Genomic DNA, 20,191 nt, shown 5'->3' on the forward strand with positions numbered 1-20,191 from the left:
CCGTCGGGACGGACGTTTCCCGGGTGCCGGCGAGCCGCCTCGACGGGGTGAGGGCACGGTGCGACGGAGGCGGGGTCAGTCGCAGGAGCGACGGCGGACGGCGAAGACCGTGGCCGCGCCCGCGGCGAGGATCGCCCCGGCGCCCGCGAGCAGGGACCCGGTCGGCACGTTCGCGCCGGTGCTCGCCAGGGCGTCCGAGCCGCCGGGGCCGCCGCCCGTGGAACCGCCCGTCGAACCGCCACCGGTGGCACCGCCCACGCTGCCGCCCGTGGCACCGCCCACGGAACCGCCTACGCTGCCGCCCGTGTTGCCGCCACCGGTCGAACCACCGGTGGCCGAGCCTGTGGTGGTGCCCCCGGAGCCGGTGGTGCCGGAACCCTCGGAGCCGCCGGGGCCCTCGGGGATCTCCGCGTCCTCGGAGAGGGCGAGGGCGACGGTCACCGGGTCGATCGCCTCGCCGACCTCGTAGAAGGTCCCCACGGTGTCGTTGGCGAACTGCTGGATGCCGGCGGCGGTGAACGCGGCGGGTATCCGGTCGAGCACCAGGACGTCGTCCTTCACCTCGTACGAGGCCGCGGAGAGGTCCAGCGTGGCGAACTCGACGTCCTGGTTGGTGCGCTGGGGCGTGGTGACGTCGACGATCAGGGTGCCCTCGGTGCCGGACGCCTTGATCTTGACGTCCGAGAAGGTCATGTCGATGGTGTGGCTCGGGTACCGGAACCGCACCTCGCCGCCGAAGGACGCTTCCAGCTTTCGGGCGTCGGCGTCGAGGTCGGCCTTGGCGTACGGGAAGTCGAAACCGGCGCCGTTGTCGCTGGCCCCCTGCGAGGGCTCGATGGTGCCGCCGGTCTTGACGTACCTGCGGAAGGACTCCTTCACCCCCCAGGAGAGGGTGCCGTCGACGACCTCGCCGGACTGCTCGGTCCCGAAGCTGCCGGGGCCGGACGGGGTGCCGCTCGGCGTGCCGGACGGGGTGCCGGAGGGCTTGCCGGACGGGCTGCCGCTCGGGGTGCCGGAAGGCTCACCGGAAGGCGTACCCGACGGCTCTCCGGAGGGCGTGCCCGACGGGGTGCCGCTGGGCGTGCCCGAAGGGGTCCCGCCGGGGTCGGTCGGCGTACCTGACGGGGTACCGGTGGGACGGGGGCCCGATTCGGCGGTGACGGTGAGGGTGGCGGGGTCCAGGGCGGTGCCGGCCGGGTAGAAGTTCTGGAACGCCTCGGCGCCGTCCGCGGTCAGTTCGGCGGGGATGTCCTTGAAGACCATCGCGCCGCCCGCGCCCGTGCCGGGCCTGATGCCGTCGAGCCCGAGGGTGGCGAGCGGCACGTCCTGGTCGGTGGTGGTGGTGCCGTCCTTCTTGGTGGTGACGTCCGCGGAGATCGTGCCGTCGGTGCGGGTGGTGGCGACCCGCACGTCCGAGAGGGTGATGTCGAGCGCGCCGTGGTGGCCCTCGAACCGCACGGCGCCCTTGAAGGCGGTGTTCACCCCGTGGGTGGACTGGTCGTAGCTGCCGGTGCCGGCGGTGAAGGTGAACGGCCCGTTGTCGTCGGCCTGTCGGGCGCCCTCGCTGGCGGTGATCCTGCCCTGGGCTATCGGGGACAGCAGGTAGGAGCGGAAGGACTTCTTGACGCCCCAGTCGAGGGTGCCGTCCTTCAGCGCGATCGGCGGAGCGGCCGGGGCCGCGGGGGCGGCCACGGCCGGGAGGGCCAGGGCGGTGGCACCGAGGGTGACCGCGGTCGCGGCGGACACCGCGAGCGCGGTCGGGCGGCGGCGGGGAGCTGCCATGGTTCGGGATCTCCTTGGAACTTCGGGGGGAGGGGAAGGGGGCGAGCCCCTGGGGTCAGCCCTCGCCCGCGGCCTTGCGGCGGCGGGCGCGGAGGACCCCGAAGGCGGCGGCTGCCAGCAGCAGGACGCCCGCGCCGGCGGCGACGGGAACGACCGGGAACTCGGAGGAGTCCGCTGGGGAGGCGGCCTTCTCGGTCGCGTCCTGCGCGGGGGCGGCTTCGGCCGTGCTCCACTCGGGGGCGGGGCTCTCGGGGAGGTCGCTGCCCAGGTCGGGCAGCGCGGGGAGCCGGGCGTCCTCGTCGAGCGCGACGGCGAACGAGACGGGGTCCATGGCCGTGCCGGCCTTGTACATGCCGTTGAACGCCTTGGCGCCGCGCTCGGTGAGTCGGGCCGGTGCTTCGGTGACGGTGACGAGTCCGTCGGCGGTCTTGAGGTCGGAGGTGTCGAAGGTGACCAGGGGAACCTTGGTGTCGCGCAGTTCGGGGGACCGCACGTCGGCGTAGAGGGTGCCCCGGTCGCCCGCGGTGGTGACGGCGACCTTGCTGAGGGTCAGGTCGAGGCCGTGCTTGCCGGTGAAGCGGACCGAGCCGGTGAAGGCCGCGTCGAGCGCTTCCTTCCGGTAGGTGCCGGTGCCCCCGGTGAAGCGGAAGAGCGCGCCGCCGTCCCGGGCGCCGCCGGCGAGGGTCCACTTGCCGCCGGCGATGGAACCGGTGACGTACTCGCGGAAGGTGCGGCGCACCCCCCAGTCGACGGCGGCGTCCTCGATCCGGCCGGCCTTCGGGGGCTTCTTCCCGGGATCCTTCGCGGGCTTCTCCTCCACGGGCTCCTTCCCCGGCTGCTCGGACTCCCCGGGTGCGACCGTCCCCCCGGGCTCGGTCGGCTGCCCCTCAGCGGGCCGTTCGGCCGGCGCCCGGGGGGTAGTGACGTCAGCGGAGAGGTTGACCGGGTCCAGGGCGGTGCCGGCGGTGTAGTACCCGGCGAACGATGTGGCGCCCTGGGCGGTGAGCGTCGCGGGGACGTTGGTGAGGGCGACCGGGGAGCCGCCGCCGCGCATGTCGATGCCGGACAGGTCGAGGGAGGCCATGGGGACCTGGGTGGAGCGGGTGACCCTGCCGGTCTTCAGGTCCTTGCTGACCGTGTCGACGTGCAGGGTGCCCGACCCGCCGGCGATGCGGACGGTGGGCCGGGAGATGCTGAGGTCGAGTTGGAGTTCGCCGTTCGGCTTCTGGTGGCCGGTGAACCGGACGCCGCCGGTGAAGCCGGCGCGGAAGGTCCCGGTGTCGGGGTCATAGCCGCCGCTCGCCGAGTGGAACCGGAACTGGCTCCCGCCCACGGTGGCGGCGCCGCCCTGGAGCGTGAAGTTCCCCTTGGCTATGGGGCCGGTGACGTACCGCTGGAACGAGGACTTGACGCCCCAGTCCAGTCGTCCTCCCTGAACCGTGCGCTCCTCGGCGTGCGCGGTCGACGCCGGAAGCGCCACCACCCCCGCGCACGCCGTGAACGTCGCGCACACGGTGGCGACGGCCGTACGGGCAACCCGTCCGGACAGCATGGATCCCCCCTCCTCGGGCTGGTCATTAAGGTAAGGCTAACCTAAACTATGTCGGACCTGGCCGAAACCCTACGGTCACCCGAACCTCTCCCACCAGCACGACAGGACGGTGCGATTCGTGCGCATTCCACGACTGGCAGGCGTCTTCACCCTCGTCCTCGCCCTTGCCCTGACGGGCTGTGGCAGCACTCAGGACGACGGGGGCGACGCCCCGGCGAAGGCCCGCACGACGACCGCGGCGGACCGGGTGGAGCCGCTGGCCACCACCCCCCAACCGCGACTTCCGGCCACCGTGGACTCGGCCGACGGGCGGCGGGTGGAGGTCACCGACATCAGCCGGATCGTGCCGCTGAGCGGCAGCCTCAACGAGATCGTGTTCACCCTCGGCCTCGGGGACCGGGTCGTGGCCAAGGACATCACCGCCACCTTCGAACAGGCCGCGGAGCTGCCCGTGGTGACCCGGGCGCACGACGTCTCCGCCGAGTCGGTGCTCTCGCTGCGGCCCACCGTGGTCCTCGCCGACACCACCACCGGGCCCGTCGAGGCGATCGACCAGATCCGCGACGCGGGCGTGCCGCTCGTCGTCTACGAGACCGCGGCGGGCCTCGACGACGTGAGCACCCGGATCGAGGCGGTCGCCAAGACGCTCGGCGTGCCCGACGCGGGCGAGGAGCTGACCGACCGCACCCGCGAGCGCATCGCGAAGGTGCAGGCGGACGTCCCCGAGCCGGCCGCCGAGGCGGACCGTCCCCGGGTGGCGTTCCTGTACGTCCGCGGCTCGGCCTCCGTCTACCTGCTGGGCGGCCGGGACTCCGGGGCGAGTTCGCTGCTGGAGGCGGCGGGCGCGGTCGACGCCGGCAAGGAGTCAGGGCTGGACAAGGACTTCACCCCGATCACCAGCGAGGCGCTCGCCAAGGCCGCCCCGGACGCGGTGCTGGTGATGACCAAGGGGCTGAAGTCGGTCGGCGGGGTCGACGGCCTGGTCAAGATCCCGGGCGTGGCCGAGACGCCCGCCGGGATGGACCGCCGGATCGTCTCCATCGACGACGGGGTGATGCTGAACTACGGCCCCCGCACCGACCAGGTGCTCCAGAGCCTGGTGGACCAGCTCTACGCGAAGGGCGGCGCGAAGTGACCGCGGTCGCGGGACCCGAAGGCCCCCCGGACACCCGTCCCGCGGACCCGGCAACAACAACAGTGGCGAAGACGACCGAACGGGCTCCGGTCCGACGGCGGGGCGCCGCCCCCGCGCTGACGGTCGGGCTGGTCGTCGCCCTGCTGGTGACGGCCCTGGTGTCGGCCGGCACCGGGGCCTACCACATCCCCCTCGCCGACGTCCTGGGCTCGGTGCAGCACCGGCTGGGGCTCGGCGGGGCGGCGCTGGACCGGGTCGGCGAGAGCGTGTTGTGGAACGTGCGGCTGCCGCGGGTGGTGCTGGCGCTGCTGGTCGGCGCCTCGCTGGGCTGCGCGGGCGCCCTGATGCAGGGGGTGTTCGGCAATCCGCTGGCCGAACCGGGCGTGATCGGCATCTCCGCCGGTGCGGCCGTGGGCGCGGTGGCGGCCATCGCGTTCGGGCTCTCGTTCCTCGGCAACTGGACGGTCACCGCGGCGGCGTTCGTCGCCGGACTCGCCACGGTGAGCCTGGTCTACCTGCTGTCCCGTTCCGGCGGGCGGACCGAGGTGGTCACGCTGATCCTCACCGGCATCGCGGTCAACGCCTTCGCCGGCGCGCTGATCGGGCTGTCGGTGTTCTTCGCGGACAACTCGGCGATCACCCAGATCACCTTCTGGCAGCTCGGTTCGCTCTCCCAGGCCACTTGGCCCAAGGTGCTGGCGGTGCTGCCGTGCGCCCTGCTCGGGCTGCTGCTCGCGCCGCTGTCAGCGCGCAAGCTGGACCTGTTGGCGCTCGGCGAACGCCCCGCCCGGCACCTGGGCGTGGACGTGGAGCGGCTGCGGATCACCATGATCCTGGTGGTGGCGCTGCTGACGGCCGCCGCGGTCGCCGTCGCCGGCATCGTCACCTTCGTGGGACTGCTCGTTCCGCACCTGCTGCGGATGGCGGCGGGCCCCGGCCACCGGTTCCTGGTCCCGGGCAGTGCCCTGGGCGGGGGTCTGGTGCTGGTCAGCGCCGACCTGGCGGCCCGTACCGTGGCCGCGCCCGCCGAACTGCCGCTCGGCGTCCTCACCGCCCTGTTCGGCAGCCCGTTCTTCTTCTGGCTGCTGCGCCGGACCCGTCGCAAGCAAGGAGGCTGGGCGTGATCAGGTCCCTGTTCGCGGGCCGGACCCGCACCCCGCCCGCTCCAGTGCCACCGGGGACGGTGCTGGTGGCGGCCGAGGGCCTGACCGTGCGGCTCGGCGGCCACCCGGTGCTGTCCGGGATCGACGTGGCCGCCCGGGCCGGGGAGGTGCTGGCGCTGGTCGGCCCGAACGGGGCCGGCAAGTCCACCCTGCTCGCCGCGCTCGCCGCCGACCGTGCGCCCGCCGAGGGCACCGTACGTATCGCGGGACGGTCCGCCGCCGACTGGACGGCCGCCGAACTCGCGCTGCGCCGTGCGGTGTTGCCGCAGTCCGCGACGGTTTCCTTCCCGTTCCCGGTGGCGGAGGTGGTGCGGATGGGACGCGCGCCCTGGGCCGGTACGGCACGGGAGGCCGAGGACGACGCGGCCGTGGCGGCGGCGATGGCGGCCACCGAGGTGACCGCGTTCGCCGGGCGTCCCTTCTCCGGGCTGAGCGGCGGCGAACGGGCCCGGGTCGCGCTGGCCCGGGTCCTCGCCCAGCGCACCCCGCTGCTGTTGCTCGACGAACCGACCGCCGCCCTGGACCTGCGCCATCAGGAACTGGTGCTGCGGGTGTGCCGGGAGCGGGCGGCCCGGGGCGACGCGGTCGTGGTGGTGCTGCACGACCTCGGGTTGGCCGCGGCGTACGCGGACCGGGTCGCGGTGTTGCGCGGGGGGCGGCTGGTCGCGGAGGGCGCCCCCGGGGAGGTGTTCACCGACGCCGCCCTCAGCGAGGTGTACCGGCAGCCGGTCGAGGTGCTGCCCCATCCGCGCACCGGGGCGTTGCTGGTGGTGCCGCGGCGGGACTGAGTCCGGCGCCCGCCCGGCTCACTCGCCCTTCGCCCCGGTGAGCCCCTGGATGCGGCTCAGCACCTCGACGCCCTTGCCGGGCTCCGCGCGGGGCGGGACGCGCACCGCCTGGTTGGAGGTGAACTCCAGGGTGACGGACTGCTTGGCGTCTCCGCGCAGCAACGCCCGCACGTCGGCGCCGAGCTTCAGGTCCCGGCCCCGGGCCACGGTCTGCTTCTCGAAGTGCCGGGTGGCGAAGAACACCAGTGCGCCGCCGTCCGCGGTGCGCAGTCCCACGGGCGCGAACCCGGCTCCCTCCACCGGCTGGTCGACGTACTGGCGCGACAACCCGGGCCGGGTGGCGCCGCGTTCGCGTTCGGTGCGCCAGCGGTCGGTGTGCGGCCCGGGCAGGAAGCCCGGGCCGCCCTTCGCCAGGTAGGTGGTGTACCGCTCGGCCAACTCCTCGGGCGCCACGGCGAGGTCGTCCGCGTCGAGGGCGACGGGCGCGGCGAGGTCCTTGCCCCGGTCACCGTCGCGGGTGCGCAGTTCGGGGACCTCGTCCGGGGACAGGATGGTGAGGAAGGCCACCTGCCAGCGGGCGTCGGGGCCGGTCTTGGTGAACACCAGCAGCCAGCGGGTGTCCCGGGCCGGGTCGTCGTCCACGTCCCGGTCCGAATCGGTGTCCGCGAGGAAGAACTTGGGCCAGCCCGCCGTCTCGGGTATCGCGTACTTCACGTCCGTCAGCTTCAGCGGCACGTGCTGCGGATTGCCCAGGGGCGCGGTGGCCCGCCGGGCCCGCAGGGTCCCCCGGTCGATCGCACCGAGCGCGCCGGTGACCCGATCGGCGTCCAGGGAGGGGTCGTTGGCCTCGTCGGCCTCGTTGTAGGCGGCGAGGAAGTCGGTCAACGCCCGGGCCGCGCCCACCGGGCTGGTCGCCGGGATCACCTCCCGTTCCCCGTGCACCGTCACGCAGCCGCTCGCCGTCAGCGCCAGGGCCACCGCCGCCGGCAGCGGCAGCAGGCGCCGCGACCTCCCGCGCGCCCCGCGGGACGCGGCGGCCCCGTCCGCCCCGGTGACCTCTGCTGCTGACCTTGCTGGCGTTGCTCGCATCGGGCCCCTTCACCTTCCCCTTCCCGGCCCCGAACCCTACCGGGGTCGCGGTGGCGGCGGTGCCGGGACGGCGGGCGGTGGGGCGCGGGGCGGGGCGGGGCGTCCCTAGAATGGGGTCGGTGAGTCGTACTACTGCCGCCGCGGCCAGCGGAAACCTCCGGGAGGCCCTGGACGGCCTGCTCGGTGACCTGCCCCCGACCCAGGCCGCCCGGGCGGTCGACCGTCTGATCGGCACCTACCGCGGGGACACCCCGACCGGGGCGCCCGTGCTGCGGGACCGGGCGGACGTGGCCGCCTACGCCGCGTACCGGATGCCCGCCACCTTCGAGGCCGCCCGGACCGCCCTGGAGGCACTGGCCGCGGCGGCCCCCGGGTGGAGCCCGTCCGGTCACACCGACGTGGGCGGCGGGACCGGCGCCGCCACCTGGGCCACCGCCGCCACCTGGCCGGGCCGGCGTCCGGTGACCGTGCTGGACTGGGCCGAGCCGGCGTTGCGGATCGGCGCGGAGATCGCCGCCGCCCACCCCGACCTGGACGAGGTCCGTTGGCACCGCACCCGGATCGGCACCGCCCTGGACCTCGTGGAGGTGGACCTGGTCACCGTCTCCTACGTGCTCGGGGAGTTGACCGCCGCGGACCGCACCGCGGTGGTGGACGCGGCGGCCCGGGCGGCGCAGGCCGTGGTCGTGGTGGAGCCGGGCACCCCCGAGGGCTACGCCCGGGTGATCGAGGCCCGGCGGCGTCTGTTGGCGGCGGGGCTGCGGGTGCTGGCGCCCTGCCCGCACGACGACGCCTGCCCGATCGTGCCCGACACGGACTGGTGCCACTTCTCGGCGCGGGTCAGCCGTTCCTCGCTGCACCGCCGGGTGAAGGGCGGCTCGCTGCCCTACGAGGACGAGAAGTTCAGCTACGTGGCCGCGGTGCGGTTCCCGGGCACCCCCGCGCCGGCCCGGGTGGTGCGGCGCCCGCAGATCCGCAAGGGCCAGGTGCTGTTGGACCTCTGCGAGGCCGAGGGCGCGCTGCGCCGGGAGACGGTGACCAAGCGGCACGGCCCCCTGTACCGCGCCGCGCGCGACGCGGACTGGGGCGACGCCTGGCCACCGCGCGCGGGGACGGACTGAACCGGCCGACCGGTCAGGGCCGCAGTTCCAGGGTGCAGCACTTCACGCTGCCGCCGCCCTTGAGCAGTTCGGACAGGTCCGTCCCGATCGGTTCGTAGCCCCGGCGGCGCAGCGGCGCGAAGAGCCCGAGCGCCGCCTGCGGGAGCAGCACGTGCCGCCCGTCGGAGACCGCGTTGAGGCCGAGGGCCGCGGCGTCCCGTTCCCCCACGGTCAGTGCGTGCGGGAACAGGCGTTCCAGGACGGCCCGGCTGCCCGGGGAGAAGGCGGCCGGGTGGTACATGACGTCGTCGGTGCGGTCGTCGAGGACGGCGAGCGCCGTGTCCAGGTGGTAGAAGCGGGGGTCGACGAGGTCCAGCCCGATGACCGGCCGGCCGAAGAACTCCTGCGCCTCGCCGTGGGAGAGCGGACTGGTCCGGAACCCGCGGCCGGCCAGCACGTACGAGGCGGTGACCGCGAAGTCGCCCTCGCCCTCGTTGACGTGGAGCGGTTCGCGGACCTCGGGCCAGCCGTGCGCGCGGAACCAGTCGAGGTGCGCCGCGGCCTCCGCCGCGCGTTCGGGGTGGGCGAAGCGGGCGCCGAGCACCCGCCCGTCGATGACGGTGGCCCCGTTCGCGGCGAAGACCATGTCGGGCAGGTCACGGCGGGGCGTCAGTTCCTCGACGGTGTGACCGAGGGCGCGGTACCGGTCCCGCAGGTCCTGCCACTGGGCGACGGCGACCGGAACGTCCACGGGCTTGGTGGGGTCCATCCACGGGTTGATCGCGTACGTGACCGCGAAGTGTGCCGGTGGGCACATGAGATAACGCCGGGGTGTGGCGTGGCGACGAGGCATGGGTGCTCCTCACGACCGCAGGGCGCCGCCCCGGTCGGGGACGGCACCGCCATGGTGCGGCAGTGCCGGCCCGCGGGGGGAGACCCCGGTCACCCCGGTGTGGCGTGCGGGGCCGGCCGTGCGCCGTGCGCGAGCCCCGCGCGCGGGGTTCAGCGGGGGTCGTCCGGAGCGCTCGTCGGTGCGGGGTCGGGGTGCTCCCCCGCCCGGGGTGCCCGGTCCTTCGCCGCGCGCTCCTCGCGGAGCCTGCGCAGCAGGTCCCGCTTGGCGGCTCCGGGGTCCGTGTTCGCCCCGGGGGCGCCGCCGGGGCCGCGGCCGCGCAGCGCCCCGCGGGACAGCTTGCTCCGGGTGCCGCCGACGCCGAGCAGGTCTCCGCCTCGGGCCATGTGTCCCACCTCCGTGGTGTCCTCGTCGCGCCGGGCGGTCGGGGCCACCCGATCACGACCAGCGAGACGATCCGTCTCGTGACCCCCTGAACATTAGGCGAGACGATACGTATCGTCAATCGATTTACCCGAAGGGGCCGCCGGAGCAAGACGCTGCGTCTCGCCGGGGGTACATTCGACGCATGTCCACAGACTCAGCCGCCCAGCACACCGCCGTCCGCCCGCCCGACCGGGGCCCCAACGCGGCCCGTCGCAGCGAACGCTCCCGCCGCGCCATCTACGAGGCCGCGCTCGCCCTGGTCAGCGAGGTCGGCTACCAGCGCACCACCATCGAGGGCATCGCGGCCCGCGCCGGGGTCGGCAAGCAGACCATCTACCGGTGGTGGCCCGCCAAGGCCGACGTCCTCCTCGAAGCCTTCCTCGACCTGGGCGAACAGGCGGCCGAGGCCGCCGGCGGCGAATCCTGGTCCTTCCCCGACACCGGGGACCTCGCGGCCGACCTCACGTTCGTGATGCGCGCCACTGTGGATGAACTCCTCGACCCCAAGTTCGAAGCACCCTGGCGGGCGCTCGCCGCCGAGAGCGTCGCCAACGACCGGCTCCGCGAGGAGTTCGCCGCCAAGCTGCTGGAACCCCAGTTCCAGCTCTACGTCGACCGCATCGGATCCGCGCAGGACAACGGCCAGGTACGGGCCGACGTCGATCCGCGGATCGCCGCCGAACTGCTGGTCGCGCCCCTCGCGCAACGCTGGCTCCAGCACACCGCACCCCTCAGCCACGCCTACGCCGACGCCCTGGTCGACCACGCGCTGCGGGGGCTCGCCCCCCGCTGACCCCACCCCGGGTACGGGCTCCGGCCCCCCAGGGCTCAGGATGGTGGGACCATGGAAGGCCACGGAGGCCGCGGGGACCCACGAGTAACCCACGGCGATCCGTGTCGACCGGCGGCCACGCCGTGTCGGAACTCGGGACCGCGGACTGAGTGAGGGGATAGATGGGCGTGGACAACGGCAGCCGCCCGGGCGGACGGAGCAGGATCTCCCAGTGGCTGCGAGGCCGCCGGCCCCGTGACGTCGGGGACCCGGCGGACGACGGCGGCCGGGTGGCGCTGCTGCTGGCCGTCGCCGGGGCCGGGCTCCCCCTCGCCCCGGCCGCCCACCCCTCCGGCTACGGCTGTTCCTGCGACCGGGTGGGCTGCCCCACCCCCGGCCAGCACCCCGTCTCGTTCGCCTGGCAGACGCAGTCCACCACGGACCGCGCACAGGTCGAGCGCTGGGCCACCCACCAGCCGGAGGCCAACTTCATCACCGCGACCGGGATGGTCCACGACGTGCTGGACGTGCCGATCGCGGCGGGGCGGGAGGCGCTGGAACGATTGCTCGCCGCCGGGACCGAGGTCGGCCCGGTCGTCGAGTCCGACGACGACCGCATGTTCTTCTTCACCGCCACCCGCGGCACCCCCGAGGACGAGGACGAGTGGTGGCCCTGCGAGCTGGACTGCCACCCCGAGACGATGGACGAGCACCCCGGCCTGCGCTGGCACTGCCGCGGCTCGTACGTCCTGCTCCCCCCGTCCCGGCTCCCCGGTGACCGCTCGGTGCGCTGGATGCGCGGCCCCGAGCACCCGCTACCGGACCCGCTGAGCCTGCTGGAGACCCTCACGGAGTCCTGCGCCAGGTACGCCGGCGACGCGGTCGGCTTCGGCTGGCCGCTGCGCAGCTGACCCGCCCCTCCCCCGTGCCCCACCCGGCCGCCCCCGTCCCGCACGCCCGCCCTGCCAGGGCACCGGAACGGGGGCGGCCGTCGTCGGGCCCGCCCCGGCGCGCACACCGGCCTGCGGGATCAGGGTCACTTCCGCCAGGAGCACCGAGCCCGAGCCCGAGCCCTGGCCAGCGGGGGGTCAGATGGCGGAGCCAAGCGCCATCCCGATCACCAGGCCACGTGGGCCGCTGATCAGGACGACGAACGGAACGCCCGCGTACCGGCCGACGACAGCCGGTGGACGACTCACAGGGACGACGCCGGCTCGTGCCGTTCGTGGTCGTTGTCCGCGAGGACCCGGGAGAGTGCGGCGTGCAGAAGCTCGGCCTCACTGCCCGACAGCCAGAGTCCCGAGTCGGCCTTGTGCTTGCCGTCATGAAGCAGCATGAGCGGGAGGAGGTAGCGGACGCTGCCGTCCTCGCATTCCATCCTTCGAACCCGTTTGGCAGGGATCACATCAACCCTCCATCCGGAGCCTGGCCTGTACTTGGGGTCAAGAGAGTTCATGGTGGGCCCTTTCCGTGTCCGTGATGGGTCTCGGACGGATCATCGGCGGTCCCCAAGGACGTACTTGCCCGTATCGGCAGGACGGTTGAGAAGTCTGACGCTAGGGTCCGAGACGTCTCAAACGCTCGCCGGAGGGGGTTGACTTGAACGCCGCGCTTCGCACCGCGATGGATAAGACCGGAGTGACCCCCCGACAGCTCGCATACCGCGTGGGGGTATCTTCCAAGCAGGTGGACCGATGGCTCGCGGACGGGGCCGTGAGACCGCACGCACGGAACCGCGAGGACGCTGCCCGAGCACTGGGAGTGGACGAAGAAATGTTGTGGCCCGATGCCGTCAAGGACCGGATGAAGACCGGCACCGATCGTGAGCTGGTCCGTAGCTACCCGTACCGGTCCGCCTGCCCATCCACCGTGTGGGCCGATCTGATCGCCGGGGCGACTGACGAACTCTTCTTCGCCGGGTACACGAACTACTTCCTGTGGACCCAGGTGCCCGCGTTCGCTGACGCCCTGCGCCGGAAGGTCGCGGCCGGGGTCAGGGTCCGGTTCCTCCTGGGAGACCCGGATGGGGAGGTGACCCGTCAGCGCGAGATCGTCGAGGACGCGACCCTCACCGTCTCCACCCGGGTACGCATCACTCTCGGAGAGCTGACCAGGATGGGGCCGACAGAGGGGCTGGAGGCCCGCTTCAGCGCCCCTGAGGACGCAGTGAACCACGTCGGCCTGTCCGTGTTCCGGATGGACTCGGACGCCCTGGTGACCCCTCACCTCGCCCGGCTCGTGGGCCACGACTCACCCCTGCTGCACCTGCGGCGCCACGGCCCGAACGGGATGTTCGACCGGTTCGCGGAGCACGCCGAGGAGCTGTGGAGTCGGTCCACGCCCATAGGCTGACCGTCCCCTCGGCCCGATGATCTACGGGTGGTGGGGGAACCCATCGCGATGCCGGCACGTCCACGCGGGCTTGCCCACGCCAGCGGCGTGAGTCGGCGGACGACCCAGGGCGCGGCAAGGCGATGACGCTCGACGTGTGCAGGTGAGACGGGGCCAGGGTCACTTCCGCCAGAACAGGTGGTGCGTCACCCCGCTCGGGCTGGGCACCACCTCCCGGTGGAACCGGTCCAGCAGGTCGTCCGAGGACTCCCACAGGCGCAGCCCCGTCCCCAGCGCCACCGGGGGGACCGCCACGTGCAGGGTGTCCACCAGGTCCGCGTCCAGGAACTCCCGGATCGTGGTCACCCCGCCGCCGAGCCGGACGTCCTTGCCCCCGGCGGCCTCCCGGGCCGACTCCAGCACCGACGCCGGGTCCCCGTCGACGAAGTGGAAGGTGGTGTCGGAGAGCGTGAACGACGGCCGCGGGTGGTGGGTGAGCACGAACACCGGCGTGTGGAACGGGGGCTCCTCGCCCCACCAGCCGCGCCAGGTGTGGTCCGTCCAGGGGCCGCGCTGCGGCCCGAACTTGTTGCGGCCCATGATCTCGGCGCCGATGTTGTTCGCGAAGTCCCGGGTCAGGTAGTCGTCCAGCCCCCGGCTGCCCCCGGGGTCGGTGCGCCCGGGCCAACTGGCCGTGGCACCGGCCCAGGCGAACAGCCGCTCGGGGTCGACGTGCCCGAACGGCCGCTCCAGGGTCTGGTCCTCGCCGGCGCCGATCCCGTCGCTCGACACGGTGAAGTTCTGCACCCGCAGTAGCTGGGTCATCCGTCTCCTCCTGGCTTCCGGCGACGGTGGCAGGACTCCCCGCGCCGCGGGAACTCATCGCCGCCGCCGGGACCGATCCTCGGGCCGGCCGCGGGGGCCGGCCACCCGGGCCCGCCGTACGGCTCATCCGACGGGGGCCGGCGGGTGACCGCCCCGGTCGGAGCCCCGGCCGAGCAGGGTGCGGAAGAACCGCCGGACGTCGTCGACGAGCAGGTCCGGCACCTCCAGCCCGGGGAAGTGGCCGCCGCAGTCGTGGTCCGTCCACTGGACGATGCGGTTCGTCTCCCGCGCGAGGTGCGGCAACAGGACGAAGTTGTCGTGGGGGAAGTGGGCGACCGCGGTCGGCGCCACGGAGGGTTCGGGCGGCGCGCCCCAGTAGTCCGCGTGCGCCCGCTCGTAGTAGAGGCGCGCCGAGGAGCCCGCGGTGGCGGTCAGCCAGTACAGCATCACGTTGGTGAGCAGGAGGTCCCGGTCCACGGGGTGTTCGGCCCACTCCTGGAACTTCTCCGCGATCCAGGCGAGTTGGCCGACCGGCGAATCGGTCAGGCCGTACGCCAGGGTCTGCGGGCGGGTCGACTGGATGTCCGCGTACCCCTGCCGGTCCCGTGCCCAGGACTGGAACCGGGCCCAGGACCGGTGGGTGTCGGCGACCTCCCGCCGGGAGAGTCCGGACAGGTCCCGCTCCTCGGGCCGACGCGCCATGTAGCCGTTGGGCAGCAGGTTGAGGTGCACGCCGATCACCTCGGGGCGCGTACGGCCCAGTTCGCGGGAGATCGCGGCGCCCCAGTCCCCGCCCTGCACCCCGTACCGCCGGTGGCCCAGCCGGCGCATCAGCTCGGCGAAGGCCGCGGCCACCCTGCGCGGTTCCCAACCGCGTTCCCGGGTGGGGCCGGAGAGGCCGAAGCCCGGGATGCTCGGCAGCACCAGGTGGAAGGCGTCTGCGGGGTCCCCGCCGTACCGCACCGGATCGGTGAGCGGCCCGGCGACCCGGCTGAACTCGACCGGGGAGCCGGGCCAGCCGTGGACCATCAACAGGGGCGTGGCCGCGGGTTCCGGCGAGCGCAGGTGCGCGAAGTGGACGCGGGCGCCGTCGATCCGGGTGGTGTATTGCGGCCACGCGTTGAGCCGGGCCTCGGCGGCCCGCCAGTCGTAGGCGTGCCGCCAGTACCGGACGAGTTCCCGCAGGTACCCGAGCGGCATCCCGTACTCCCAGCCCGCGCCGGGCAGTTCGTCGGGCCAGCGGGTGCGGTCCAGGCGCTCGGCCAGGTCGTCCAGCTCGGCTTGCGGGACGTCCAGACGGAACGGCTCGATCCGCTCGTCGGGACGGGGGCTCTCGGTGTCGGTCATCCGGGCAGCATCCCAGGGCGGGGGCACGGGGGTCTCCCGGCACCGTCGGGTCGGGGGGCACTCGCTCCGCGGGCCTCCGGGGGCGGCTGCCCCCTGTCGGCGGCGGCGGCCCACGACAACGTGGCGAACAGCCGGCGAGGGAGCATCCGACGAAGGGGTCCCCTTGCCCACGGGGCCGGCGTGGAGCGCCGTTGGCGCCCGCCGGGAAATCCCGTCGCGGGATCGGGGTGGGTGGGAAAAATGGTGGCCACGTCCGTACCGGGGGGGGTGCGTCATGTCGGTCCTGATCGTCGTGTGCGATGTGCTCGTGTGGTTCTTCCTGGTGGGGGGTGTGGTCGCGCACCACCGCGTCGGCAGACGTGCGCTCGGCAACGCGCTGTTGTGGGGTGCCGCGGTGCTCGTCCTCGTGCTGTTGGGGGCCACCGCCCTCAGCGTCCGGAACGCCGTGGAGCCGTCGGGCTGGCACGGCCTGGCCACGGCCTGGTGCTCGCTCGTCTGGCTCGGTCCGTTCGTCGACATCCTGGTGTACAGCCTCGTGTGGCCGGTGGCCGTCACGATCCGGCACGGGAGGAAGCCGAAGGCGCCGCCGGTGGCCGAAGGTCGCTGACGGGACCCCTCGGACGGCCCCGTCAGCGGTCGGGGCGGGCGTTGAGCCGGGCGGCCCGGCGGGTGAGGTGGTCGCGTTCGGCGAGGTTGGGGGCCCGGTGTGCGGCCTCGGCGTACAGCCGGGCCGCGGTTGCGCGGTCGCCGGCGCGTTCGTGGAGGTACGCCGCCGCCGCGGTGCGTCGGGGCAGGGCGGCGTCCAGTTCCGCGAGCGCGGCGAGGCCGGCGCGCGGCCCGTCGGCCTCGCCCACGGCCACGGCGCGGTTGAGGCGGACGACCGGGTTGTCGGTGAGGCGGGCGAGTTCGTCGTACCACTCGACGATCTGGGGCCAGTCGGTCTCCTCGGTGGAAGCCGCGTCGGCGTGGAGTGCCGCGATGGCGGCCTGCGCCTGGTACTCGCCCAACCGGTCGCGGGCCAGGGCGGCTTGGAGGACGGCCACGCCCTCGGCGATCAGCGCGGTGTCCCACCGGCCGCGGTCCTGTTCGGCGAGCGGCACCAGGCTGCCGTCCGGCGCGGTCCGGGCGGCGCGCCGGGCGTGGTGGAGCAGCATCAGGGCGAGGAGCCCGGCCGCTTCGGGGTGGTCGACGCGGGCGGCGAGTTGTCGGGTGAGCCGGATGGCTTCGGCGGCGAGGTCGACGTCGCCGGAGTAGCCCTCGTTGAAGACCAGGTAGAGGACGCGCAGCACGGTGGCGACGTCGCCGGGACGGTCGAAGCGCACGTGGGAGACGGTGCGCTTGGCGCGGCTGATGCGCTGGGCCATGGTCGCCTCGGGCACCAGGTAGGCCGCGGCGATCTGACGGGTGGTCAGTCCGCCGACGGCGCGGAGGGTGAGCGCGACGGCCGATGCGGGGGTCAGCGAGGGGTGGGCGCAGAGGAAGTAGAGCTGGAGGGTGTCGTCGGCGGCGGGCGCCGGCCCGGGTGCCGGTTCCCGTTCGGTGAGGTCCTCGCGCCGGCGGCGGGCGGTGTCCGCGCGGTTCGCGTCGAGGAACTTGCGCCAGGCCACGGTGATCAGCCAGCCCTTGGCGTCCCGCACCGGGGGACCGGCGGGCGAAGGGTTCGGGACGGGGGCGGCCAGCGCCCCGGTCCGCACCGCCTCGACCAAGGCGTCCTGCACGGCGTCCTCGGCCGCCGCGAAGTCGGCTCCGCGGCGGACGAGGACGGTGAGCACGCTCGGGGTGAGGCTCCTGAGGTGGGCCTCGTCCATGGGGACGGTCACTCCGCGATGGTGGGCGGGGCGGTGAGGAACGGACGGACCTCCAACCATTCGTGGATCGGTGCGCCGCCCGCCCCGGGGGCGGCGGACAGTTCCCCGGCCAGTTCGACGGCGCGTTCGTAGCCGTCGACGTCGATGACCATCCAGCCGGCGATCAGGTCCTTGGTCTCCGCGAAGGGGCCGTCGGTGACGGGCGGGCGCCCCTCGCCGTCGTAGCGGACCCAGGCGCCCTCGGGGGCGAGGGCTTGGCCGTCGACGAATTCTCCGGTCTCCTCCAGCCGGGCCGCGAAGTCGTTCATGTACTGGAGGTGCGCCGAGATCTCCTCGGGGGTCCACCGGTCCATCGGCACGTCGTTGACGGGGGCCGGGGCGCCTCGGTAGTGCTTCAGCAGCAGGTACTTGGCCATCGTGGTTCTCCTCGGTGCTGGTGCGGCCCATTGTGGTCGCGTGGCACCTCGGGGACGGAGCCGGACGCGCGTTCTCGACATCGGTGTCGGGGATCTTCCTTCGGACGTCCTCACGGGTCCCGGGCGGGTCGCCCTGCCGTCTACGCTCCGCCGCATGACGATCACGTACACCTGGCGAGACGCCTTCGAGAACGCTGCCGTCAACGCGCTCCACGCGGAGGGCTTCCACCACCGGATCCTGGACATCGACTGGTGGGAGCAGGTCCAGCGGCACAGCCTGGGCTGGGTCTGCGCCCGACGGGACGGGGAGCTGGTCGGGTTCGTCAACGTGGCCTGGGACGGTGGCGTGCACGCCTTCGTGCTGGACACCGTGGTGAGGGGCGATCAGCGCCGGGCGGGGATCGGGGTCGGGCTGGTCGAGGCCGCAGTCCGGGGCGCGCGGGCGGCACGGTGCGAGTGGTTGCACGTCGACTTCGACGAGGGTCTGCGGGGGTTCTACCTCGGCTCCTGCGGCTTCGAACCGACCCCGGCGGGCCTGATCGCGCTCTGAGCGGTGCGCGCCCGCCGGCCGTGGGCCCGCCGCTCGGGCAGCGGCGGGCGCACGGCGGCACGGGCGGACGGTGCCGCCGGTCACGGGCCGCTGGTCAGGGGCGGACGATCCGTCCCCGGGCGGTGCCCTCCACGAGCTCCAGGTAGGCGCGGGCCACCTCGTGCGCGGGGGTGCCCTCGGCAGGGTCCAGGCCGATGGCCGTCAGGGTTTCGCTGATCCAGCCGGGGCTGACCAGGTTGAGGCGCAGCCCTCGCGGCAGTTCCGCGGACGCCACCCGGACGAAGCCCTCCAGCCCCTGGTTGATGAGGGCGCCCAGGGCTCCGCCGGCGACCTGCGGGGCGGCGAACCCGCCACCGGTCAGGGTGAGGGAGGCGCCGTCCTTGAGGTGGTGGACGGCCCGGCGGACCAAGGCGGTCTGGCCCAGCAGCTTGCCGCGCAGGCCGGCGGCGAACTCCTCGTCCCCGATGGTCTCCAGGTCGACCAGCGGCCCGTTGGCGGCGCAGCACACCAGGGCGTCGAGGTCGCCCGCCCCGGCGAAGAGCGCGTCCAGGTCGGACGGCTCTTCGAGGTCCACCTTCACCGGCCCGCTGCGGGCCGCTTCGACGACTTCGTGGGACGCCTCGCGGAGGGCGCGGACCACCGCGCTGCCGAGGGTTCCCGTTGCTCCGATCACCAAGACCTTCATGCGCCCATCATGCCCACGCCGTCAAATGACTTTCTCCGTAAGGGGATTGCCACACCAGCCCCATCAACCACATACCCCCTGAGGGTATTTGACGGACAGAGCGGGAGCAGGCTAGCCTCATCGGGAACGCATACCCCACCCGGGTATACGAATCAATGAGGGGAACGGTGAACGATGAGCGGGACGGACTGGCACCTCAAGGGCGAGTGGTTCGACGTGTGCAGCTGCTCCATGCCCTGTCCTTGCACCTTCGCGCAGGCACCGACGAACGGCGCCTGCCTGTTCACGCTGGTCTGGCAGATCCACGAGGGCCACCTCGGGGACGTGCCCCTGGACGGGCTGGGCGTCGTGGCGCTCGGCGAGTTCGCCGGGAACATGTGGGTGGACGATCCCGATGCGACGATGGCGGTGATGTTCTACATCGACGCCAAGGGGACGCAGGAGCAGCGGGACGCATTGGAGGAGGTCTTCCGCGGCAACGTGGGCGGCTGGCCGGGCACGTTCGGCGCCCTGATCCGCGAGGTCCGCGACGTGCAGTACGCGCCGATCCGCTTCGAGGCCGCGGCCGACCTCTCCTCCTGGCGCGCGACCGTGTCCGACAAGGTCAGCGTGGGCGCCACCGCGCTCACCGGACCCACCTCGGACCCGACGCGCCGGGTACAGCTGATCAACGCTCCCGGGGCGGAGGTGGGGCCGGGACAGGTGGCCACCTGGGGCGTGGTGAGCGAGGACCGCGCGGAGGGCTTCGACTTCTCCCGCCCCTACTGCGGCGGGTCCAGCAAGCACTTCCCGTTCGACTGGCGCCCCGAGGCGTAGGCGACCGGGTCGAAGGATCCGGCGGGCGAATGTCGGCCGGAGCCGCACCCTCTCGATACGCCGGGCGACGCATTGACCCCGGAGGGCCATCGCGGTTCGATGTCGGTGGCCCTCCGGAGGGGAGTCCGGAGGAGGAACCGGGCCCTTCCTTGGGGGGAAGATGAAGGCGAACACGCACACCAACCGCGGCACCACCCGGCGCTTACGGACCGCCATGGGCTCGGCGGTCGCGGTCTGCGCGGTGGCCACGGCACTGCCCGGCGTCGCCCGGGCCGAGTCCACGGACGTCGGCGTCCGCGCGTCCGGCATCGAGAGGGTGAGCGTCGCGACCGACGGCGCCCAGTCCGACGGGAGTTCCACCGACGCCTCGATCACCCCGGACGGCAGCCGGATCGTCTTCTCGTCGACGGCGACGAACCTCGGGGACACCCCGACGACGGCGGACGGCGAGGAGCAGGACGTCTTCGTGTGGGACCGGTCCAACGGCACCCCCGCCGGCCCGATCGAGGGCCCCGCCAAGGCGGCGACGCTCGTCCAGCTCAGCGACGACGGCAGCAAGGTCGTCTACCTGTCTGGCTCCGACACCCATGTCCATGACACGCGCTCGGGCACCGCCCGGACCGCGGTCAGCGCCGGTGGGCGTGCCGTGGTCTTCCATTCCACGGCCGACGACCTCGTGCCGGGCGACACCAATGGCACCTCGGACCTCTTCGTCCGGTCCTTCCGGTAACCGCCCGGGTCGCCGCCGCGCTCGCC

The 20,191-nt window shown here is 73.7% G+C and carries 22 protein-coding genes; 11 read left to right on the plus strand and 11 right to left on the minus strand.

The features are described from left to right. Positions 1-75: 75 nt before the first annotated feature. Both ACSMX9_RS06225 and ACSMX9_RS06230 read right to left on the minus strand, forming a co-directional pair. Positions 76-1,782: an HtaA domain-containing protein gene (locus ACSMX9_RS06225; RefSeq protein ID WP_445400615.1), complete on the minus strand. Its 1,707-nt coding sequence runs from the start codon at positions 1,780-1,782 to the stop codon at positions 76-78. Between the two features lie 55 nt (positions 1,783-1,837). Further along, a complete protein-coding gene (locus ACSMX9_RS06230) occupies positions 1,838-3,334 on the minus strand; it encodes an HtaA domain-containing protein (RefSeq protein ID WP_445400617.1) in 1,497 nt (498 codons plus the stop codon). 118 nt (positions 3,335-3,452) lie between these two features. Here ACSMX9_RS06230 and ACSMX9_RS06235 point away from each other — a divergent pair, with 118 nt between their 5' ends. The 3 genes from ACSMX9_RS06235 (at position 3,453) to ACSMX9_RS06245 (ending at position 6,420) form a co-directional block, all read left to right on the plus strand. After that, the gene (locus ACSMX9_RS06235; protein WP_445400619.1) at positions 3,453-4,469 is read left to right on the plus strand and encodes a heme/hemin ABC transporter substrate-binding protein; all 1,017 of its coding nucleotides are present in this window, start codon (positions 3,453-3,455) and stop codon (positions 4,467-4,469) included. 62 nt (positions 4,470-4,531) lie between these two features. Further along, positions 4,532-5,593, plus strand: a complete 1,062-nt coding sequence (locus ACSMX9_RS06240) for a FecCD family ABC transporter permease (RefSeq protein ID WP_445402909.1) — start codon at positions 4,532-4,534, stop codon at positions 5,591-5,593. Continuing rightward, the gene (locus ACSMX9_RS06245; protein ID WP_445402910.1) at positions 5,584-6,420 is read left to right on the plus strand and encodes a heme ABC transporter ATP-binding protein; all 837 of its coding nucleotides are present in this window, start codon (positions 5,584-5,586) and stop codon (positions 6,418-6,420) included. Before ACSMX9_RS06240 ends, ACSMX9_RS06245 begins: the two co-directional genes overlap by 10 nt. An 18-nt stretch (positions 6,421-6,438) precedes the next feature. Here the strand turns inward: ACSMX9_RS06245 and ACSMX9_RS06250 are convergent, their stop codons facing one another. Then, positions 6,439-7,416 (minus strand): hypothetical protein, encoded by a 978-nt coding sequence (locus ACSMX9_RS06250; RefSeq protein WP_445402911.1) that lies wholly within the window; start codon positions 7,414-7,416, stop codon positions 6,439-6,441. Between the two features lie 212 nt (positions 7,417-7,628). Here ACSMX9_RS06250 and ACSMX9_RS06255 point away from each other — a divergent pair, with 212 nt between their 5' ends. Further along, positions 7,629-8,630, plus strand: a complete 1,002-nt coding sequence (locus ACSMX9_RS06255; RefSeq protein ID WP_445400621.1) for a small ribosomal subunit Rsm22 family protein — start codon at positions 7,629-7,631, stop codon at positions 8,628-8,630. Positions 8,631-8,643: 13 nt separating this feature from the next. On the opposite strand, the gene ddaH is transcribed toward ACSMX9_RS06255, so the two are convergent. Continuing rightward, positions 8,644-9,462, minus strand: a complete 819-nt coding sequence (gene ddaH, locus ACSMX9_RS06260) for a dimethylargininase (protein ID WP_445400623.1) — start codon at positions 9,460-9,462, stop codon at positions 8,644-8,646. A gap of 149 nt (positions 9,463-9,611) precedes the next feature. Next, positions 9,612-9,845 carry a DUF6243 family protein gene (locus tag ACSMX9_RS06265; protein ID WP_445400625.1) on the minus strand — a complete coding sequence of 78 codons (234 nt, stop codon included), beginning with the start codon at positions 9,843-9,845 and terminating at the stop codon, positions 9,612-9,614. A gap of 182 nt (positions 9,846-10,027) precedes the next feature. On the opposite strand from ACSMX9_RS06265, the gene ACSMX9_RS06270 reads away from it, so the two are divergent. Continuing rightward, a complete protein-coding gene (locus tag ACSMX9_RS06270) occupies positions 10,028-10,678 on the plus strand; it encodes a TetR/AcrR family transcriptional regulator (RefSeq protein ID WP_445400627.1) in 651 nt (216 codons plus the stop codon). Between the two features lie 161 nt (positions 10,679-10,839). Continuing rightward, the gene (locus tag ACSMX9_RS06275; RefSeq protein WP_445400629.1) at positions 10,840-11,568 is read left to right on the plus strand and encodes a bifunctional DNA primase/polymerase; all 729 of its coding nucleotides are present in this window, start codon (positions 10,840-10,842) and stop codon (positions 11,566-11,568) included. Positions 11,569-11,852: 284 nt separating this feature from the next. Here ACSMX9_RS06275 and ACSMX9_RS06280 read toward each other — a convergent pair whose 3' ends face one another. Then, complete coding sequence (locus ACSMX9_RS06280) at positions 11,853-11,993, minus strand: hypothetical protein (RefSeq protein ID WP_445400631.1); 141 nt, start codon at positions 11,991-11,993, stop codon at positions 11,853-11,855. Positions 11,994-12,256: 263 nt separating this feature from the next. Between ACSMX9_RS06280 and ACSMX9_RS06285 the strand changes: the two genes are divergently transcribed. Continuing rightward, positions 12,257-13,009 (plus strand): helix-turn-helix domain-containing protein, encoded by a 753-nt coding sequence (locus tag ACSMX9_RS06285; RefSeq protein ID WP_445400633.1) that lies wholly within the window; start codon positions 12,257-12,259, stop codon positions 13,007-13,009. A gap of 159 nt (positions 13,010-13,168) precedes the next feature. Here ACSMX9_RS06285 and ACSMX9_RS06290 read toward each other — a convergent pair whose 3' ends face one another. Both ACSMX9_RS06290 and ACSMX9_RS06295 read right to left on the minus strand, forming a co-directional pair. Then, positions 13,169-13,813, minus strand: a complete 645-nt coding sequence (locus ACSMX9_RS06290; protein WP_445400635.1) for a dihydrofolate reductase family protein — start codon at positions 13,811-13,813, stop codon at positions 13,169-13,171. 123 nt (positions 13,814-13,936) lie between these two features. Then, positions 13,937-15,160: an epoxide hydrolase family protein gene (locus ACSMX9_RS06295; RefSeq protein ID WP_445400637.1), complete on the minus strand. Its 1,224-nt coding sequence runs from the start codon at positions 15,158-15,160 to the stop codon at positions 13,937-13,939. A gap of 274 nt (positions 15,161-15,434) precedes the next feature. Here ACSMX9_RS06295 and ACSMX9_RS06300 point away from each other — a divergent pair, with 274 nt between their 5' ends. Beyond that, positions 15,435-15,767 (plus strand): hypothetical protein, encoded by a 333-nt coding sequence (locus ACSMX9_RS06300; RefSeq protein ID WP_445400639.1) that lies wholly within the window; start codon positions 15,435-15,437, stop codon positions 15,765-15,767. Between the two features lie 22 nt (positions 15,768-15,789). Here the strand turns inward: ACSMX9_RS06300 and ACSMX9_RS06305 are convergent, their stop codons facing one another. Beyond that, positions 15,790-16,968 (minus strand): RNA polymerase sigma factor, encoded by a 1,179-nt coding sequence (locus ACSMX9_RS06305; protein WP_445402912.1) that lies wholly within the window; start codon positions 16,966-16,968, stop codon positions 15,790-15,792. An 8-nt stretch (positions 16,969-16,976) separates the two neighbouring features. Continuing rightward, positions 16,977-17,384 carry a YciI family protein gene (locus tag ACSMX9_RS06310; protein WP_351247993.1) on the minus strand — a complete coding sequence of 136 codons (408 nt, stop codon included), beginning with the start codon at positions 17,382-17,384 and terminating at the stop codon, positions 16,977-16,979. 154 nt (positions 17,385-17,538) lie between these two features. Here ACSMX9_RS06310 and ACSMX9_RS06315 point away from each other — a divergent pair, with 154 nt between their 5' ends. Beyond that, positions 17,539-17,934: a GNAT family N-acetyltransferase gene (locus ACSMX9_RS06315; RefSeq protein WP_445400641.1), complete on the plus strand. Its 396-nt coding sequence runs from the start codon at positions 17,539-17,541 to the stop codon at positions 17,932-17,934. Between the two features lie 94 nt (positions 17,935-18,028). On the opposite strand, the gene ACSMX9_RS06320 is transcribed toward ACSMX9_RS06315, so the two are convergent. Then, complete coding sequence (locus ACSMX9_RS06320; RefSeq protein WP_445400643.1) at positions 18,029-18,619, minus strand: short chain dehydrogenase; 591 nt, start codon at positions 18,617-18,619, stop codon at positions 18,029-18,031. A 174-nt stretch (positions 18,620-18,793) separates the two neighbouring features. Between ACSMX9_RS06320 and ACSMX9_RS06325 the strand changes: the two genes are divergently transcribed. Together ACSMX9_RS06325 and ACSMX9_RS06330 are read left to right on the plus strand one after the other, a co-directional pair. Then, positions 18,794-19,435: a DUF1326 domain-containing protein gene (locus ACSMX9_RS06325; protein WP_445400645.1), complete on the plus strand. Its 642-nt coding sequence runs from the start codon at positions 18,794-18,796 to the stop codon at positions 19,433-19,435. A gap of 160 nt (positions 19,436-19,595) precedes the next feature. After that, entirely contained in the window at positions 19,596-20,165 is a 570-nt protein-coding gene (locus ACSMX9_RS06330) for a TolB family protein (RefSeq protein WP_445400647.1), read from the plus strand. The last annotated feature ends 26 nt before the right edge of the window (positions 20,166-20,191 follow it).

The sequence above is a fragment of the Streptomyces sp. LE64 genome (assembly GCF_052606915.1).